This is a genomic window from Bradyrhizobium sp. 41S5, from assembly GCF_011516665.3.
Classification (GTDB): Bacteria; Pseudomonadota; Alphaproteobacteria; order Rhizobiales; family Xanthobacteraceae; genus Bradyrhizobium; species Bradyrhizobium quebecense.
Window position 1 is genome coordinate 5864941 of the sequence record NZ_CP083721.1, and the last position, 17201, is coordinate 5882141.

The following is a 17201-nucleotide window of genomic DNA, read 5'->3' on the forward strand; positions in this document are numbered from 1 at the left end:
GCCAGCGCTGTCGCGAAGCGGGGGGCGCCGCAAGCCCCCGCCCCGATCGCTCCCGACCCGCCTCCGTGAACGGATTCCCCTTACGAAACAAGGATGATGACCGGGTTTCACCGGAGCAGATTCGGTTCCAAAAGATACCAAACCTAAAGGCTTTCCCACTTAGATTTTCGCCGGATTTCAGCAATGGCGAGACCATGGGCAGCGCTGCGTCGTCACTTCCCAGCCCGATCGCGGGTACAACGGAAAGCGGCCGTCCCAGACTGACGCGCGAGCGCCTGACGCGCCGGGCCAGGCAGCGCCGCCAGATCCAGTCGATGATCGCCGCCTGCTTCGTGCTCGATGCCGTCGTGCTGCTGATCTACGCGCATGCCGGCACCACGTCGGTCCTGGTGGCGGCGGGCTATGCCCTGACCGGCCTCTCTCTCGTCGTCATCGATGTGCTGCTTTCGGAGCGCGGCTTTCACGAGCGCTTCAGCGACCACTACCTGGTCGCGCCGCAATCGGCCGTCAACATGGTGAACCTGCTCGTGTTCACCTACATCGCGCCGGAAGTCGGCGTGCTGTTCCTCTGCAACCTGTTCGTGGTGTTCGGCTTCGGTGCGCTGCGTACCTCGGCGCGCCAGACCGCGATTGTCTGGACCATCATGGTGCTGGGCCTCGCCGCGCTGTTCCTCAGCACCGACAAGGCGATCGGGATGCCGACCGGCACCAGGATCGACCGCCTCGCCACCATGCTGGTGTTCGCGCTGACGATCGGGCGCTGCATGTGTCTCGGCATCTTCTCGAGCTCGATGCAGCAATCGCTGTATCAGAGCGGCGTGAAGCTGAAGGAGGCCTACGGGCGCATCGAGGAGCTCGCCGAGCTCGACGAGCTGACCGGCACCTCCAACCGCCGCAGCATCATGCGCACGCTCGAGGAGGAGATCGCGCGGTGCGCCCGCAACGGCAGCTCCTGCGCGGTGGCGCTGATCGACCTCGACCATTTCAAGCGCATCAACGACGTCTACGGCCATCCGATCGGCGACGAAGCGTTGCGCACCTTTGCCATCGGCATGTTCGCCAATCTCCGCAGCATCGATCGCTTCGGCCGTTACGGCGGCGAGGAATTCCTGCTGGTGCTGCCCGACCTGTCGCAGGACCAGGCGATGCGCGCGCTCGAGCGCCTGCGCGCGATCATCGCCGGTCTCGACTGGAGCGCATTCTCGCCCGGCATGCAGGTGACGATTTCCGCAGGCGTCACGACGCTCAAGCCGCACGAAAACTCCGACACATTACTCGCCCGCGCCGATGGCGCGCTTTACGCAGCCAAGGCGAGGGGACGCAACCGCATCGCCAGTGCCTAACATCCTTTCATTTCCCTATTCGGCGCCGGAGAATCCGTCGCCACCGCTCCAGGACAGAGTCATGAGTTCGAAGCCCGAGACCGCCCCCGAAAGTCTGCTCGACGAGCTGCAGACGACGCTCGCGCACGGCACCGTCGCACGCCGTGTCGAGACGCTGCGCCGCGTGACCGACCTCTTCATCAACGGCTCGGTCAACTATTCGGACCAGCAGATCGTGCTGTTCGACGACGTTTTCCAATGCCTGCTCGAGCACATCGAAAACTCGGCCAAGGCGCTGCTCGCCAACCGCCTCGCCCCGATCGAGACCGCGCCGCCGCAGACCATCCGTACCCTTGCATTCGACGACCTGATCGAGGTCGCAGGCCCTGTGCTGACGCTGTCGCCGCGGCTCGACGATGACACCCTGATCGAGACCGCGCGCAGCAAGAGCCAGGCGCATCTGCTCGCGATCTCCAACCGCAAGACGCTGAGCGGCGCCGTCACCGACGTGCTGGTGCTGCGCGGCAACGACGAGGTGATCCAGAGCGCGGTCAACAATCCCGGCGCGGAATTCACCGAGCGCGGCTTCACCCGGCTGGTCAGCCGCGCCGAGGGCGACGACAATCTGTCGACTTGCGTCGGCCTGCGCCCGAACATCCCGCGGCATCTCTATCTCAAGCTGGTCGCCAAGGCCTCGGACACGGTCAGGCAGCGGCTCGAGGCTGCTAATCCGCAGCAGGCCAAGGAAATTCCGATCGCGGTGAAGGAAGCGACGCGACGCGCGCGCTCGGCGCCCGCCGCCGTAACGCCGGACACCACGATCGCGCATGCGCTGGTCAAGTCGCTCTACCAGGACGGCCGGCTCGACGAATTCCAGCTCGCAGCCTTCGCCGAGGCCGGCAAGTTCGACGAGACCAATGCCTCGCTTGCCGCGCTCGCCAATGTCTCGGTCAGCATCGCCGAGAACATGATGATCGAAACCCGCGCCGAGGGCGTGATGATCCTGGCCAAGGTCTCGGGCCTGTCATGGTCGACGGTGCGGTCGATCATCAATCTGCGCGACGACATCTCGGGCGGTGAGCCGACCGATTTGCAGGCCTGCAAGGACACCTATGAGCGGCTGCGGCCATCGACCGCGCAGCAGGTGCTCCGCTTCCATCGCATGCAGCAGTCCGCGCCCGCGGCCTAGTATCGCAACGCCCGCTTCCCCATCAGCGCGCCGACACTTGCGACGATCGCGGTCGCCAGCGTGTACCAGGTGGCAACGAACAGCGGCGAGTCATCGGTGCAGTGCGACGCATAGACGGTGGCCGCGAGCCCTGCCGAGAGCAGGCCTGCGACTGCGCCCGCGATCGCAGGCCGCGCCGGCGCGCCCTGCCGCAGCCCGTACAGCGCGCCGACCAAGAGCGGCAGCGACATCGCGGGGATCGCGGTCATGCACGCCACCGAGTTCTTGCCGATCAGGCGCGTCATCATCGGCGTGCGCTGCGGCATCATCATCTCGCCGCTGATCGCGGCAACGAGGATGCCGGCGGGAATCAGCAGCCACCAGCCGAAGCTGCGCAGCGAGGCTTCCGGCCGCGACAGATGCAGGCTGACCGCAATCGCCGAGGCGGCGAGCGCCAGCGTCACCGCGAATTTCAGGTCGAAGAACGGATTATGCATCGCGGTCATCACGTCGGGCCGCACGCCGAGCTCGGCGAAGAAGATCAGCAGCGAGACCGGCGCCGCCGCCAGCAGCGCCATCATCAGCGCAAGACTGATCGGACGAGGCCGATAGGCATTGTCGGCGGTCAGGGTTCGAATGAGTTGATCCGTGTCCATGCTCATCGGTCCCGTAATTTCGCTGTCAGGCTCGCAAGCCCACGATGCAGTGCGACCCGCACCGCGCCCTCGGTCATCGCGAATTTCGCGGCGGTGTCCTTGATCGAGGTGCTGTCGACCGCGATCGATTGCAGCACGTCGCGCTGCCGCGCGGGCAACGCCTGCAACTGGGCGGTCACCTCGCCGGGCGATGCCGTCGGCTCCGGTGTTTCCCCCGGCAGCGTCTCGGCGAAGTCATCGATATTGACGAAGATGCGCTTGCCGCGGCGGCGCAGCGCGTCGATCAGCTTGTTGCGTGCGATCGCGAACAGCCACGGCGCGAACGGCGCGCTCGTGTCCCAGGTCTGCCGCTTCAAATGCACCGCCAACAAGATGTCCTGCACGATGTCCTCGGACTGATCGACCGGTTGTCCCGCGCGCGCCAAGCCACGCCGCGCCGCGGCACGGAGTACCGGCGTAATGGCCTTGAGCAGGCGATGATACGCCGCGTCATCGCCTGAAATGGCCGACCGCATCAGGTCGGTCCATTCATCCTCCCGTTCGCGCACGCAGGCTCCTGAACTGCAATTCGGCCGATCTTTCAGTTTGTTACGCGGCACACCAAGGACATCACGAATTCGTGATAATCATCCTCAGGCAACGCCGCGCCGAGGATCAGCCTCAAAGAATCGCTCCGGCGGGTTTGCAGACGGAAGGGCTCATAACACCGATCGGTCCGACACGCATCGGTGCAGCTGTTGCCGATGATCCTCCGGGACGAAATTGCCCAGCTTTTGCCCTCTAATGCCCGAAGATTCCCTTTTTTTGCCCCGGTGTAGACACGCGGCGGGGTCTCATTTCGCGTTCGGGACGGGCGAAATGGGGAGATCATCAGAATGAAGATCAAAGCCAGCAGGCGCTTGGCCTTGATGGTTGCGACAGGGCTGACAGGGTTTTGTGTGTGTCTCGCCGGACCGTTGCCGGCGCATGCGGCCGGTTCGGATCCCGCCGCGGCGAAATCCGACAATGCTTCGACCGACAAGTCCGCGCAGCAGAGTTCGCGGCATGGCCGGCGCCATGCGCGCCACCAGTCTTCCAAGACGGCTGACAAGACGGCCGACAAATCCGAGGGCAAGAAGGCCGCGAGCGCTGCCGGCAGCGTGACGTCGGCGGGCATGCCCGCCACGGTCGCCAATGCCAATGCGGAGCTGACGTCCGGCGACGGCAATGCGAGCACCGCGCCCGCCGGCGTCAATCCGGTGATGGCCGCCTCCGACAAGCCCGGCGACGCGCAACCCGACGGCAGCGTGGTCGCATCAGACCAGCTCAACGACCTCGACCGGGCCCTGCAGCAGGAGCATCCGGCGGAACAACCGCAGCCGGTTCAACCGCAGACCGCCCAGCAGGAGGCGCCCTCGACGCAGCCGCCGCCTGTCGCCGTAGCGGCACCCAAGCCGGCCCCGGTTCTGGCGAGCAGCGACAGCGCGAGCTTGGACCAGACCTCGCTGATCGGGAAGATCTTCATCGGCTTCGGCGCCCTGCTCACGGTGGCCTCCGCGGCGCGCATGTTCATGGCCTAGCCGCGGCGCTTGCGGCTTGCGGCGCGGGGTAGCGCCGCACCGCGGCCCAAAGCCTCGTTTCAGCCACTTGAAGCGCATCCCGCCAGCGGGCACATTGCCCGGCAAATCAGGCACGGGGTTTGCGTCATGGCTACGTTTGAATTCATCATCGTCGAAAGCAAGGGACCGGTCGGCGTCATCACGCTGAACCGGCCCAAAATGCTGAATGCGCTGTCGTTCGGCGTGTTCCGCGAGATCGCCGCGGCGGTGGACGATCTCGAGGCCGACGACAAGATCGGCTGCATCCTGATCACCGGCAGCGAGAAGGCCTTCGCGGCCGGCGCCGACATCAAGGAGATGCAGCCAAAGGGCTTCATCGACATGTTCAACAGCGACTTCACCGCCATCGGCGGCGACCGCGTTGCCCGTTGCCGCAAGCCGACCATTGCCGCGGTCGGGGGCTATGCGCTCGGCGGCGGCTGCGAGCTCGCGATGATGTGCGACATCATCATCGCCGCCGACACCGCCAAGTTCGGCCAGCCGGAAATCACCCTCGGCACCATCCCGGGCATCGGCGGCACGCAGCGCCTGACCCGCGCGATCGGCAAGTCGAAGGCGATGGATCTCTGCCTCACCGGACGGATGATGGATGCGGCGGAAGCCGAGCGCTCCGGCCTCGTGTCGCGGATCGTTCCGGCCGACAAGCTGCTGGAAGAGGCGCTTGCCGCAGCCGAGAAGATCGCCTCGATGTCGCGTCCGACCGCCGCGATGGCCAAGGAAGCCATCAACCGCGCGTTCGAGACGCCGCTTTCGGAAGGCATGAATGTCGAGCGCAACCTGTTCCACTCGACCTTCGCGCTCGAGGATCGCTCAGAGGGCATGGCGGCCTTCATCGAGAAGCGCAAGCCGGTCAACAAGAACCGCTAATTCACGCGACTTCGTTGCAATGCCGCGGTGACGAGCGCGCGATAGGCGCGCTCGGCGATATGCGTCGGCTTGTCGAGGCCGAGCCGCACCAGGCATTCGCGGTCGGCGGCGTCAGGCGGATGCCGCATCCCCTGCCACAGCAGGCCGGCGAGTTGCAGCGGGGTCTGCTGTGCCTGCTGCAATATCTGCAGGGCTGGAATCAGCCGTTGCTCGACGTCGGTGAAGTCACTGCCGAACGGGAATGACGGCAACAGACCTGCGTCACGTGCGGGCTTCAGCGCAGTGCTGATGCGCTCGGGATAATTTTCGCGGTGAGCGGCCGGGATTTCATGGCTGCGCGGCAGCTTGCCGGCATCCTTGGCCTGCCGCATCAAGTCGCCCTGGAAGCGCGAGTCCGACACCTGCAACATCGCGGCGATCACGTCCGCATCGGATTTCCCCCTGACGTCGGCGACGCCGTATTCGGTAACGAAGACATCGCGCAGGTGGCGCGGAATGGTCTCGTGACCATAGGACCAGCGGATATTCGACTGCGTCTGCTTGCCGGTCTGATGGGTTGCCTCCAGCGCCACCACCGAGCGCGCGCCCTCGAGCGCGAATGCCTGCGCCACGAAATTGTATTGGCCTCCGACGCCGCTCACGACCTGGCCGTTCTCGAGCCCGTCGGAGATCGCAGCCCCCAGCAGCGTCGCCATCATCGCGCTGTTGACAAAGCGCGCATCGACGCGGGCGCGGCGCTTGCCGTCCTCGTCGCCGAAGATCTCGTTGGTGAAGGACACCGGCATCATCTGGATTCGCGCCAGCTGCTCGGGCGTCATCTCGCGCAGCGCCCGATAGAAGGATTGCGGACCCAGAAAGAATGCGCCGTGCAGGATCACGCCGCCAACGTCGCGTTTGAGAATGCCGGCGTCGATCAGCCCGAGAAACGCTTCGAACAGCATCTCGCTGACGCCATAGAGCCCCTTCTCGAACGGCCCGGTCTCGGCCGCCGCGAGCTGCGCGGTACCGGGCGCAAGGCGCTGCAAGATGCCGTGGAATTGGGCGTTGTCGCGGTGACGCACCACGAGCCCCTGCGCCAGCGCATCGCCGACCTGCCCGATCCCGATCTGCAGCGTGCCGCCGTCGCGGACCAGACCCGCGGCATGCAATCCGATCGCATATTTGGTGTCGCTGATCGGCTCCGATGGCGGCGCGAACAGCGGGAAGTCGGTGTCGGGACTGTCGAGCACCGCGGCGAATTCATCCGCTGGCAGATCGCCGGGCCCAGGCATGAACGGCAGCTCGGAATTGACCTGGCCGATCAGCTTGAATGACGCCCGCCCCTGCGCGCGCGCGCGCAGCACGTCGAGCGTCGTGTCGGTGTTGCAGCTCAGGCTGTAGCGCGGCACACCGTCGACCACGCGCTTGGCGACCAGCTGGGGAACGACATTCAGTCCGCGCGACAGCAGGTATGACGCCGCGTGAGTGTAGTTGGCGGAGATGTAGTGCTGCTGGGCGAATGGCTGATGCAGCCATTGCCCGGCGAGGAAGAAGAACTCGATCACCTTGATGTTGGGCGGAAGCGCGCCGCGATGCAGCGCCTCCGCATAGGCGAGATCCGGATAGAGGCCGAACAGGCGATCGATCACCGGACCGATGAAGCGCTGTTCGAGCAGGCTCTTCGGCTTCGGTTTTTCCAGCGTCAGCGCCGAGAACAGCGTCAGATTGATCGAGCGGTCGGCGACCGCCCGCGCGTAAAGCGCGTTGATGATGTGGTTGGCCTTGCCAAGGCCGAGCGGCAGCCCCACCACAAGTTCGGTTCCGACGTCACGAACGATGTGCTCCGCGATCGCCTCGGGATCAGAGAAGAATTTCGGCATCTGCGATGAACCCGGGGCAGGCAGGGGATGACCGGCATCGCTGAATCGGCGGCCGGCGGTTCAAACTTATACTTCATATGACAGGTGCGTTCGCCTGTGACGAACCGGCAACAGACAACAACCGAAATGATGTGCAGATGTTGCGCGGCGGTTTGCCTGTGGCGGCGGCGCCCCGTAAACAGGTAGATGTGTCGACGGCATCGGCGAGAGCGGATTGCCGGGGTTTTGGTTTGCGGGATCACATGGTTGGGCGCGCCGCGAGGATTGGCGATGTAGCGAGGCGCGTGCTTTTGTCGGGCATCGGCCTTGGCGCGCTGGCCTGCGCGCTGCTGACGGACACCGCGGCGCGCGCCGAGAGCCTGCCGGAAGCCCTGGTCAAGGCGTATCAGACCAATCCGCAGCTCAATGCCGAACGGGCGCGCCAGCGCGCGACCGACGAGAACGTGCCGCAGGCGCTGGCCGGTTACCGCCCCCAGATCGTCGCCGGCCTCTCGCTCGGCCTCCAGGCCGTGCGAGACCAGTTACCCGGCAACGTGATCCAGGGCGCGACGCTGAAGCCCTGGCAGATCGGGGTCACCGTGACCCAGACCCTGTTCAACGGCTTCAAGACCGCCAACAGCGTCCGCGTCGCCGAGTTGCAGGTGCAGTCCGGCCGCGAGGCCCTGCGCAATGTGGGCCAGGGCGTGCTGCTCGACGCCGTCACCGCCTATACCAATGTGCTGGCCAACCAGACCCTGGTCGAGGCGCAGCGCGCCAATGTCGCCTTCCTGAAGGAGACCCAGGCGATCACCCAGCGCCGCCTCAATGCCGGCGACGTCACGCCGACTGACACCGCGCAGGCCGAGGCCCGGCTCAGCCGCGGCCTGTCCGATCTCAACGCCGCCGAGGTCAACTTCGCGATCAGCCAGGCGACCTATGCGCAGGTGGTCGGCAGCGCGCCGTCGCAATTGCGTCCGGCCGAGACCATCGACCGGCTGCTGCCGCGCAGCCGCGAGGATTCGATCGCGCTTGCGGTGCGCGAGCATCCCGCCGTGATGGCCGCAGGCTACGACGTCGACGTCGCCTCGACCTCGATCCGCGTCGCCGAGAGCAGCCTGATGCCGAACGTCACCCTTCAAGGCAGCGTCAGCCGCAGCCGCGACAGCGACCCCACGCTCGGCACTTTCGGGACCGACCAGGCCTCGGTGATCGGCCAGGTCACGCAGCCGATCTATGACGGCGGCACTGCGGCCTCGCAGACCAGGCAGGCCAAGGAAGTGGCGGCGCAGAGCCGCCTCGTGCTGGACCAGGTCCGTAATCAGGCCAAGACTGCCGTGGTCAGCGCCTGGGTCGCCAATGAGGGCGCCAAGATCGCGGTGTCGGCCTCCGAGTCCGAGGTGAAGGCCGCGGAGGTTGCGCTCGCCGGCGTGCAGAAGGAAGCCGCCGGCGGCCAGCGCACCACGGTCGACGTGCTCAACGCCCAGCAGGATCTGATCACGGCGCGGGCCCGGCTGATCGGCGCGCAGCGCGACCGCGTGATCGCCTTCTACACGCTGCTCAGCGCGGTCGGACGCCTCGACGTCAAGTCGCTTAATCTTAAGACGCCCGACTATCTGCCCGAGGTGCACTACCATCAGGTCCGCGACGCCTGGCACGGCCTGCGCACGCCGTCGGGACAATAGGCTTTGTGGAACCGTTCGCACCGCGAACCGGACCTTTCCGCCCGCTCTCTCTCCGCCGATAGCCTCCGCCCCCCCCCCGCCGGCCATCAACAATGCCGGTGCGCGGATCGCGCGCATAACAGCCGAGCACGCAGGGAGACGTCCAATGCTGACGCGACGCAGTATGATGCTGGCTTCCATCGCAACGGGAGTGACCATGACCGGCAGCAACGCATTTTCCAAGGCATCGCAACCATCAACTCCAGTAAACTTCGACGTGCCTGCCGGTGCCTGCGACTGCCACACCCACATCCATGGCGACCCCGCGAAATTCCCGTTCTTCGCCGGCCGCGTCTACACGCCGGCGCCGGCCTCGCCGGAGGAGATGAGCGCGCTGCACAAGGCGCTGCATGTCGAGCGCGTGGTGATCGTGACGCCGAGCGTCTACGGTCCCGACAATTCGTCGACGCTGTTCGGTATGACGGCGCGCGGTCCCACGGCGCGTGGTGTCGCCGTGATCGACGACAAGACCAGCGAGGGCGATCTCGACGCCATGCAGAAGGCCGGCTTCCGCGGCATCCGTCTCAACCTCGCGACCGGCGGCGTCAATGATCCCGATGTCGGCCGGCAGCGCTTCTCGGCTGCGATCGAGCGGATGAAGGCGCGCGGCTGGCACGTGCAGCTGTTCACCAGCCTCACCATGATCTCCGCGATCAAGGACCTGGTCGCGGCAGCGCCGGTGCCCGTGGTGTTCGACCATTTCGGCGGCGCCGAGGCCGCGCTCGGCACGGGCCAGCCGGGATTTGACGACCTGCTCGCGCTGGTCGAATCCGGCAAGGCGTATGTCAAGATCTCCGGCGCCTACCGCGCCTCCAGGCTCGCGCCCGACTATGCCGACGCCGCGCCGCTGGCCCAGGCGCTGATCGCGGCCAATGCCGAGCGCATCGTCTGGGGCACCGACTGGCCACACCCGGATTCGGTGACCCCCGAAGGCAAGAAGGTCACCGACGTCACGCCGCTGTACCAGATCGACGACGGCCGCCTCCTCAACCAGCTTCCGGTCTGGGCGCCGGACGCCGCGGTGCGCAAGGCGATCCTGGTCGACAATCCGGCGCGGCTCTACGGCTTTACCTGACGGTGTCCTTTGGCCGGCGCGAGAAGTAGGAGATCAGGACCGGCAGTGTGATCAGGATCACCAGCGGCGCCAGCATCATGCCGGTGACGACGACGATGGCCAGCGGCTTCTGCACCTGCGAGCCGATGCCCTCCGACACCGCCGCCGGCAACAGGCCAATGCCGGCGACGACGCAAGTCATCAACACCGGACGAAGCTGCAATTCGCCGGTGCGGATCACCGCGCGCATCCGCTCATAGCCCTCGTCGATCAGCTGGTTGAACTGCGACAGGATGATGATGCCGTCCATCACGGCGATGCCGAACAGCGCGATGAAGCCGATCGCCGCCGACACGCTGAACGGAATGCCCGAGATCAGCAGCCCAAGCACACCGCCGAAGATCGCCATAGGGATCACGCTCATCGCGAGCATGGTGTCGACCATCGAACCGAAATTGAAGAACAGCAGCACTGCGATCAGCACGAGGCTGATCGGCACCACGATCGACAGCCGCTTGATCGCGTCCTGCAAATTGCCGAACTCGCCCACCCATTCGATACGCGAACCGGGCGGCAACTGGACCTGCTCGTTGACCTTCTGCTGCGCTTCCAGGATCGCGCTGCCGAGGTCGCGATCACGCACCGAGAACTTGATCGGCAGATAGCGCTCCTGCTGCTCGCGATAGATGTAGGCCGCGCCCGAAATCAGCTTGATCGAGGCGACCTCGCTCAGGGGGATCTGGGTGACCCCGCCATTCGGATTCGTTGCCCCGATCCGCAGGTTCTGGATCGCCTCCGCGCTCTTGCGGTATTCCGGCGCAAGTCGGACGATGATCGGGAAGTGCCGGTCGCTGCCGGGTTCATAGAGATCGCCCGCGGTGTCGCCGCCGACGGCGACCTTGATCGTGGCGTTGATGTCGCCCGGGGACAGGCCGTAGCGCGCCGCCCGCGCCCGGTCGACGTCGATCTGGACGGTCGGCTGGCCGAGCGAGGTGAACACTGCGAGGTCGGTGACGCCCTGCACGGTCGACAACACGGACTTGATCTTGTTGGCAGTGTCGGTCAGCGCCTGCAAATCGTTGCCATAGAGCTTGATCGAGTTCTCGCCCTTCACGCCGGACACCGCCTCCGACACGTTGTCCTGCAGGTATTGCGAGAAGTTGAATTCCACGCCGGGGAACTTGTCCTGTAACTGCGCGAGCAATTGCGCGGTGAGGACGTCCTTGTCATGCGTGCCCGGCCAATCGCCGGCCGGCTTCAGCGGCGCGAAGAATTCGGCATTGAAGAATCCGGCGGCGTCGGTGCCGTCGTCGGGGCGGCCGTGCTGCGACACTACCGACACCACCTCGGGACGGCTACTGATCAGCTTCCGCATCTCGTTGACATAGGCGTTGCCTTCCTGCAGCGAGATCGTCGGCGGCAGCGTGGCGCGGATCCAAAGATTGCCCTCTTCCAGCTTGGGCAGGAATTCGAGGCCGAGGAACCGCACGGAGATGATGGTCATGACCACAAGGCCGGCCGCACCGGCCATCACGATCTTGCGGTTGGCGATCGCCCAGTTCAGCGCCGGCAGGTAGATCGCATCGAGCTTCTTGACGATCCAGGTTTCGGTCTCGTGGATATGCGCCGGCAGGATGAGCGCGCTCAGCGCCGGCGTGATCGTGAACGTCGCCAGCAATCCGCCCGCCAACGCATAGGCATAGGTTCGCGCCATCGGCCCGAAGATGTTGCCCTCGACGCCACCCAGCGTGAACAGCGGCAGGAAAGCGGCGACGATGATGGTCGCGGCGAAGAAGATCGAGCGCGATACGTCGGCCGCCGCCGACAGGATCGCGTGGCTCTTCATCCCCATCACCGTATCCTCGGAGATGTGGCTTCGCTCGTCTTCCGACAGCGCGGTGGTCTGCGACAGCCGGCGGAAGATCGCCTCCACCATGATCACGGTGGCGTCGACGATCAGGCCGAAATCGATCGCGCCGACCGAGAGCAAATTGGCGGATTCGCCGCGCAGCACCAGGATGATCACGGCGAAGAACAACGCGAACGGAATCGTCGCGCCGACGATCAGCGCGCTGCGCAGATCGCCGAGGAAGATCCACTGCAATAGCACGATCAGGAGGATGCCGACCACCATGTTGTGCAGCACGGTGTGGGTGGTGAGCTCGATCAGATCCTTGCGGTCGTAGATGCGTTCGATCTTGACGCCCGGCGGCAGGATCGAGGAATTGTTGATCTGGTTGACCAGTTGCTCGACGCGGGCAATGGTCGGCGAGCTCTGCTCGCCGCGGCGCATCAGCACGATGCCCTGCACGATGTCGTCGTCATTGTCGATGCCGGCGATGCCGAGCCGCGGCTTCTCGCCGATCGTGACGGCGCCGATGTCCCTGACCAGCACCGGATTGCCGCCTGATTGCGAGATCATGGTGTTGGCGAGATCGTCGATCGAGCGGATCAGGCCGACGCCGCGCACCACGGCCGATTGCGAGCCGATGTTCACGGTGTTGCCGCCGACATTGATGTTGGCATTGGAAACCGCCTGCAGCACCTGCGGCAACGTCAGGCCGTTGGCGACCAGCTTGTTGAAGTCGACCTGGATCTCGTAGGTCTTGGTCTTGCCGCCCCAGCCGGTGACGTCGATCACGCCGGGCACCGCGCGGAAGCGGCGTTGCAGCACCCAGTCCTGCAACGTCTTGAGGTCGAGCACGCTGTAGTTCGGCGGTCCCTTCAGCCGGTAGCGGAAGATTTCGCCGATCGGGCTGGTCGGGGAGATGCCGGGCTGCACGTTGCCGGGTAGCGGCGCGAGCTGCGACAGCCGGTTCAGCACCTGCTGCAGCGCCTCGTCATAGGTGTAGTCGAAGGAGAACTGCAGCTTGACGTCGGAGAGGCCGTACAGCGAGATGGTACGGATAGTCTTGAGGTTCTTGATGCCGGCGACCTGGGTCTCGATCGGGATCGTGATGTAGCGCTCGATCTCCTCGGCCGAGAGGCCCGGGCTCTGCGTCACGATGTCGACCATCGGCGGGGTCGGATCGGGATAGGCCTCGATGTTGAGCTGCTTGAACGCAAGCAGGCCGCCGATGATGACGACGACGAACATGGCCACCATCAAGTAGCGGCGATTGACGGCAAGGGCGACGAGGCGATCCATTCAGATCGGCACTTTCAACGGTGAGGATTTTTCTTGGTGAGCATGGTCGATCCGGAAAGCCGGTTTCCCCTTTTCCGGATCATGCCCTAGATGCCAGATGCGGCGCGGTCGATGAAGAGGCTTCCCTTCGTCACGATCTGCTCGCCCGGCTTGAGATTGCCGGCGACCTCGACGAGGTCGCCATTGATGAGGCCGGGTTTGATCTGGCGCAGCTCGATGGTCTTGTCGTCGGCCTTCGCGACCCAGACGCGAACCTGGTCGCCCTCGTAGATCAGCGCCTGTTTCGGCACGCCGACCGCCGGGTGGTCGCCCTTCGAATACAGCGTCACATTAGCGAACATCTCGGGCTTCAGCCGATTGTCGGCGTTGTCGATGGTGGCGCGGACCAGGAGCCGTCGCGAGGTCGCGTCGATCGCGGCGGCGACATAGTTGACCCGGGCGTTCAGCACCTTACCGGGCAGCGCCATCACGCTGAAGCTGAGGTCCTGCCCGACCGCGACATTGTCGGCGTCGGATTCGCGGACAAAGGCGATCAGCCAGACCGTCGAGAGATCGCCGATCACATAAACCGGGTCGCTGGCGCCGGTCGAGACATACTGGCCGGGGCCGGCCTTGCGCTGGACCACGGTGCCGCCGATCGGCGCGAACACCGTCGTCTCCGGATTGAGGCGGCCCTTCTGCTGCAAGGTCGTGATGGCTTCGTCGCCGAAGCCGAGGATGTGCAGCTTGTTCTGCGCGGCTTCCAGCAGCGTCTGCGCCGAGCGCGCATCGTTCTGCGCTTGCACCAGCGCCGCCTGCGCAGTCTGATAATCCTTCAGCGGGATTGCCTTGCCCTCGGACAGGTCCTTGGCGCGCTTCTCCTGGATCTGCGCCAGGTCGAGCGCCGACTGGGCCTTGTTGAGGCCGGTCATCGCGGCGACGTAGTCGTTCTGCGCCTGCACGGTGTCGGCCGCTTCGATCACGAACAGCGGCTGCCCCTTCACCACGGTATCGCCCGGCCGGACCAGCAAGCGGGTCACCCGCCCGGTGTAGGGCGAGTAGACCGGAGTGGAGCGGTCCTCGTCGATCCCGATCTTGCCCTCGGTCACCAGTTCGGAGCGGAAGGTGTGCTCGGCCACGGTCTGGAAGGTCAGGCTGGCCCACTCGGCCGGCGACGGCGCATAGCGCGTGCCCCCCTTGCGGGACTGGCTGGAGACTTCAGACAATGCCTGCTTGTCCGAGCCGAAACGCGTGTAGCCATAGGCGCCCGCGCAGGCGACCACCAGCACCGCCGCGGCCACGAGCAGGCGCGGGCGGCTAAAGCTCTGCATTCGCTTGGTAAACTCTTTCAGCATGCGGTCCGCGGGGTCGATCGATGCAGCTCCCGGCGGGACAGCCCCAGCGGTGCGCTAATAGTGCCGATTTGGCGTTTCAAACAACCTAAAAATCGCACTTCGGCGGTGCGCGTCGTTAAAGTTCGGATAGCCTGAACGGGGGCTGAACGCCTCATCCGGGAAACTCCGGGGGATTGCTGCCGAGCGGCATCGCCGGGCGGGACCAATGGGCCGGCGTGCGCGACAGGATGGCAGCGTGCCGGACCGAACTCAGCGTGCCAAAGCCGGACGGAAGCCGCTCGATGAAGGGCTGCACCGCATCCGCCTTCAGGTCCTCGGTGGCAAGGCCCCCTTCGAGCCGGCCGAGATTCCAAAGCCAGCGCCCGGTCTGTGCCAGCGACACCCGGACGTGCCAGCTGCCGCCCTCGCGCGCCTGGCGTGCCCTGGCCATCATGGCGCCGAACGCCATGAAGTATCCGGTGGCGTGGTCCAGCATCTGGGCCGGCAATTCCTTCGGTCCATCGACGCCGGCGGCCTGCCCCTCGGCATGATTGAAGCCGGTCGTGGTCTGCACCAGCGAGTCGAAGCCGCGGCGCTCCGCCCACGGACCGGCATGGCCATAGGCCGAGAGCGTCACATAGACGATCCCGGGATTGATGCGGGCCGCTTCCTCCGGCGAGAAGCCGAGCCGCGCAATCGCCTGCGGACGATAGCCCTGGGAGAGAATATCGGCCTGCGCGACGAGACCGCGCATCACGGCCCGCCCCTCCTCGCTGCGCAGTTCGAGAAAGCTCGTCAGCTTGCCGCGGCCGGTGTCGATGGTGAGCCAGGGAATATCAGGCAGATCGGGACCGGAGATCAACAGCACGTCGGCACCATGCGCGGCGAGCGTGCGGCCGGCGACGGGACCAGCGATCACGCGCGACAGATCGAGCACCCGGATGCCGGCCAGCGGCCGCTTCCCCGCGGGCCACGGCTTTGGCACGGCCTCGCCGATCTTCTCGATCGAGATCAGCGGCAGTCTTGCAAGTTCTGCTGCATGCGGCGTCGCCGACCACTCGTCATATGAGCGCATCAACGCGACGACGCCGCCGGCCGCGTAGGCCGCGGTCTCGAATGCCTCGCCGTCCCATTGCAGCAGCGCGGCCTGGACATCGTTGCGCTCGGCGTTGCAGCCGAGCACCTTGCAGACGGCGTCGCGGTGATGCGGAAAATTGGTGTGCAGGCGAACGAAGCGGTTGTCGCGGACACGGTAGACGCCGGCGATCTTGTCCCAGGCCGGCGGCGGCGGCTTGTCGTCGACCCGCAGATATCGCTCGCTGCGGCATTCGACGACGGCATGGCGCGTGTCGACCGCGACATCCTGCTGCTCGCCGCTGCGGGCTTTCCAGATCTCGGCCGCCGCAAGGCCCGCCGCGGCAATCGGTACCTGAGCCGCCGCTGCGACCCGAAACGACGACGGCAATTGCGGCTCGCTGCCGGTCAAGGCGACCGCATCGAGCGCGGACGGCGCGCCACCGGTGCCGGTCCAGACATCGGAAAGGATTTCACGGATGTCCTGCATGCGCATTCCTGTTTGCGATTATTCTATGCCTGAGCATGATGACAAAATGGCAATGCCCGATCCCCAACCGTCATACCTTGGGCAAGATCACACGTTCCCGGACCATGCCTTGTTTGGGCATGATCTTTTCGGAAAACCGTTTCACACTTTCCCGGACCATGCCTTAGCTCTGCCCGACCCGAACAGGAGTTGCAATGGCTGCCATCGATCCCCTTACCGCCGGCGGCGTCTTCCTCGCGACCGCGGCGACCGACGCTGTCTATGTCATGTTCACCTCGGCGGTCGTCGCGCGCAAGCGCGTGCCCGCCGCCACCTGGAGCAGCGTCTGGTACGTGCTCTCCTCCTATGCGGTGATCAGCTACACCGAGAACTGGCTCTACGTCGCCTTCGCCGCGGCCGGTTCGTGGGTCGGCGCCTATGCGTCGATCACCTTCCTGCACCGCCCGCCGGGCGGACCGCCGGTGGGGGCCGCGGTGGAATAACATGCAGCTGCCGAGGAATTCATCCGCCTGCAAACGCAGGACCGAGCTGATGCGGATTGTAAGCTTCGTGTAAGCATTCGTACGCAAGTCGCGGATGAATGGCTGATCGCGCAAGTTGGCGGACTTACACCATCGTTATTGTCGGCTACGCGCAATGTTGCCAACGAATGTGGACGAACTCGATAAACTCGATATCAGCCAGATTGCCGATTTGGAGATGATTGCAAGCGAAATGTGGGCAGTTTCCGACCAGCAGTTGGCGATCCTGCATGGACTTATGCAAGACCACCCACTCTAGCGCCGAATCCGGCCCAGCGCGACATCGACCCGACGGATCATGACCGTCATGCAAGACTAGCGCCCAGGCCAACGCAGCGAACATCATTGCCGCTCAGGGTAGCGTAGACAACAAAATCGAGCATTTCCGTCAACTCGCGCTGCCCGCAGAGGAGGGATGGCGGCTTCTTGAG

General features: G+C 65.4%; 13 protein-coding genes. 7 read left to right on the forward strand and 6 right to left on the reverse strand.

Features of this window, described 5'->3' with window-relative positions; translation table 11 throughout:
* The first annotated feature begins 194 nt into the window (after positions 1–194).
* Both HAP47_RS28390 and HAP47_RS28395 read left to right on the forward strand, forming a co-directional pair.
* Positions 195–1343, forward strand: coding sequence for a GGDEF domain-containing protein (locus HAP47_RS28390; RefSeq protein WP_173641769.1), 1149 nt, complete (start codon positions 195–197; stop codon positions 1341–1343).
* Between the two features lie 61 nt (positions 1344–1404).
* Entirely contained in the window at positions 1405–2511 is a 1107-nt protein-coding gene (locus tag HAP47_RS28395; RefSeq protein ID WP_173641768.1) for a DUF2336 domain-containing protein, read from the forward strand.
* Here HAP47_RS28395 and HAP47_RS28400 read toward each other — a convergent pair.
* Complete coding sequence (locus HAP47_RS28400; RefSeq protein WP_173641767.1) at positions 2508–3146, reverse strand: NrsF family protein; 639 nt, start codon at positions 3144–3146, stop codon at positions 2508–2510. The genes HAP47_RS28395 and HAP47_RS28400 overlap by 4 nt on opposite strands.
* Before the next feature lie 2 nt (positions 3147–3148).
* Positions 3149–3694 carry a sigma-70 family RNA polymerase sigma factor gene (locus HAP47_RS28405; protein WP_173641766.1) on the reverse strand — a complete coding sequence of 182 codons (546 nt, stop codon included), beginning with the start codon at positions 3692–3694 and terminating at the stop codon, positions 3149–3151.
* A gap of 327 nt (positions 3695–4021) precedes the next feature.
* Here HAP47_RS28405 and HAP47_RS28410 point away from each other — a divergent pair, with 327 nt between their 5' ends.
* A complete protein-coding gene (locus HAP47_RS28410; protein ID WP_231168447.1) occupies positions 4022–4705 on the forward strand; it encodes a hypothetical protein in 684 nt (227 codons plus the stop codon).
* Between the two features lie 126 nt (positions 4706–4831).
* Entirely contained in the window at positions 4832–5611 is a 780-nt protein-coding gene (locus HAP47_RS28415) for an enoyl-CoA hydratase (protein WP_173641765.1), read from the forward strand.
* On the opposite strand, the gene HAP47_RS28420 is transcribed toward HAP47_RS28415, so the two are convergent.
* Positions 5608–7470, reverse strand: coding sequence for an acetyl-CoA hydrolase/transferase C-terminal domain-containing protein (locus HAP47_RS28420; protein ID WP_173641764.1), 1863 nt, complete (start codon positions 7468–7470; stop codon positions 5608–5610). The two genes, HAP47_RS28415 and HAP47_RS28420, sit on opposite strands and share 4 nt — an antisense overlap.
* A 242-nt stretch (positions 7471–7712) precedes the next feature.
* Between HAP47_RS28420 and HAP47_RS28425 the strand changes: the two genes are divergently transcribed.
* Positions 7713–9131, forward strand: coding sequence for a TolC family outer membrane protein (locus tag HAP47_RS28425; protein ID WP_173641763.1), 1419 nt, complete (start codon positions 7713–7715; stop codon positions 9129–9131).
* A 145-nt stretch (positions 9132–9276) separates the two neighbouring features.
* Positions 9277–10245 carry an amidohydrolase family protein gene (locus tag HAP47_RS28430; protein ID WP_173641762.1) on the forward strand — a complete coding sequence of 323 codons (969 nt, stop codon included), beginning with the start codon at positions 9277–9279 and terminating at the stop codon, positions 10243–10245.
* Here HAP47_RS28430 and HAP47_RS28435 read toward each other — a convergent pair.
* The 3 genes from HAP47_RS28435 to HAP47_RS28445 all read right to left on the reverse strand — a co-directional run bounded on the left by HAP47_RS28435 (position 10238) and on the right by HAP47_RS28445 (position 16249).
* Positions 10238–13372 (reverse strand): efflux RND transporter permease subunit, encoded by a 3135-nt coding sequence (locus tag HAP47_RS28435; protein ID WP_173641761.1) that lies wholly within the window; start codon positions 13370–13372, stop codon positions 10238–10240. The two genes, HAP47_RS28430 and HAP47_RS28435, sit on opposite strands and share 8 nt — an antisense overlap.
* A gap of 86 nt (positions 13373–13458) precedes the next feature.
* Positions 13459–14706 carry an efflux RND transporter periplasmic adaptor subunit gene (locus HAP47_RS28440; RefSeq protein ID WP_173641760.1) on the reverse strand — a complete coding sequence of 416 codons (1248 nt, stop codon included), beginning with the start codon at positions 14704–14706 and terminating at the stop codon, positions 13459–13461.
* A gap of 151 nt (positions 14707–14857) precedes the next feature.
* Positions 14858–16249: a CoA transferase gene (locus HAP47_RS28445; RefSeq protein WP_173641759.1), complete on the reverse strand. Its 1392-nt coding sequence runs from the start codon at positions 16247–16249 to the stop codon at positions 14858–14860.
* A gap of 194 nt (positions 16250–16443) precedes the next feature.
* Between HAP47_RS28445 and HAP47_RS28450 the strand changes: the two genes are divergently transcribed.
* Positions 16444–16731 carry a hypothetical protein gene (locus tag HAP47_RS28450; protein ID WP_050626238.1) on the forward strand — a complete coding sequence of 96 codons (288 nt, stop codon included), beginning with the start codon at positions 16444–16446 and terminating at the stop codon, positions 16729–16731.
* The last annotated feature ends 470 nt before the right edge of the window (positions 16732–17201 follow it).

What these genes read in the sequence shown, in the direction of transcription:
- HAP47_RS28430 (WP_173641762.1), top strand. Translation starts at nt 9,277, where the DNA reads ATGCTGACGCGACGCAGTATGATGCTGGCTTCCATCGCAACGGGAGTG.
- HAP47_RS28400 (WP_173641767.1), bottom strand. Translation starts at nt 3,146, where the DNA reads ATGGACACGGATCAACTCATTCGAACCCTGACCGCCGACAATGCCTAT.
- HAP47_RS28390 (WP_173641769.1), top strand. Translation starts at nt 195, where the DNA reads ATGGGCAGCGCTGCGTCGTCACTTCCCAGCCCGATCGCGGGTACAACG.
- HAP47_RS28445 (WP_173641759.1), bottom strand. Translation starts at nt 16,249, where the DNA reads ATGCAGGACATCCGTGAAATCCTTTCCGATGTCTGGACCGGCACCGGT.
- HAP47_RS28435 (WP_173641761.1), bottom strand. Translation starts at nt 13,372, where the DNA reads ATGGATCGCCTCGTCGCCCTTGCCGTCAATCGCCGCTACTTGATGGTG.
- HAP47_RS28395 (WP_173641768.1), top strand. Translation starts at nt 1,405, where the DNA reads ATGAGTTCGAAGCCCGAGACCGCCCCCGAAAGTCTGCTCGACGAGCTG.
- HAP47_RS28415 (WP_173641765.1), top strand. Translation starts at nt 4,832, where the DNA reads ATGGCTACGTTTGAATTCATCATCGTCGAAAGCAAGGGACCGGTCGGC.
- HAP47_RS28410 (WP_231168447.1), top strand. Translation starts at nt 4,022, where the DNA reads ATGAAGATCAAAGCCAGCAGGCGCTTGGCCTTGATGGTTGCGACAGGG.
- HAP47_RS28440 (WP_173641760.1), bottom strand. Translation starts at nt 14,706, where the DNA reads ATGCTGAAAGAGTTTACCAAGCGAATGCAGAGCTTTAGCCGCCCGCGC.
- HAP47_RS28450 (WP_050626238.1), top strand. Translation starts at nt 16,444, where the DNA reads ATGGCTGCCATCGATCCCCTTACCGCCGGCGGCGTCTTCCTCGCGACC.
- HAP47_RS28425 (WP_173641763.1), top strand. Translation starts at nt 7,713, where the DNA reads ATGGTTGGGCGCGCCGCGAGGATTGGCGATGTAGCGAGGCGCGTGCTT.
- HAP47_RS28420 (WP_173641764.1), bottom strand. Translation starts at nt 7,470, where the DNA reads ATGCCGAAATTCTTCTCTGATCCCGAGGCGATCGCGGAGCACATCGTT.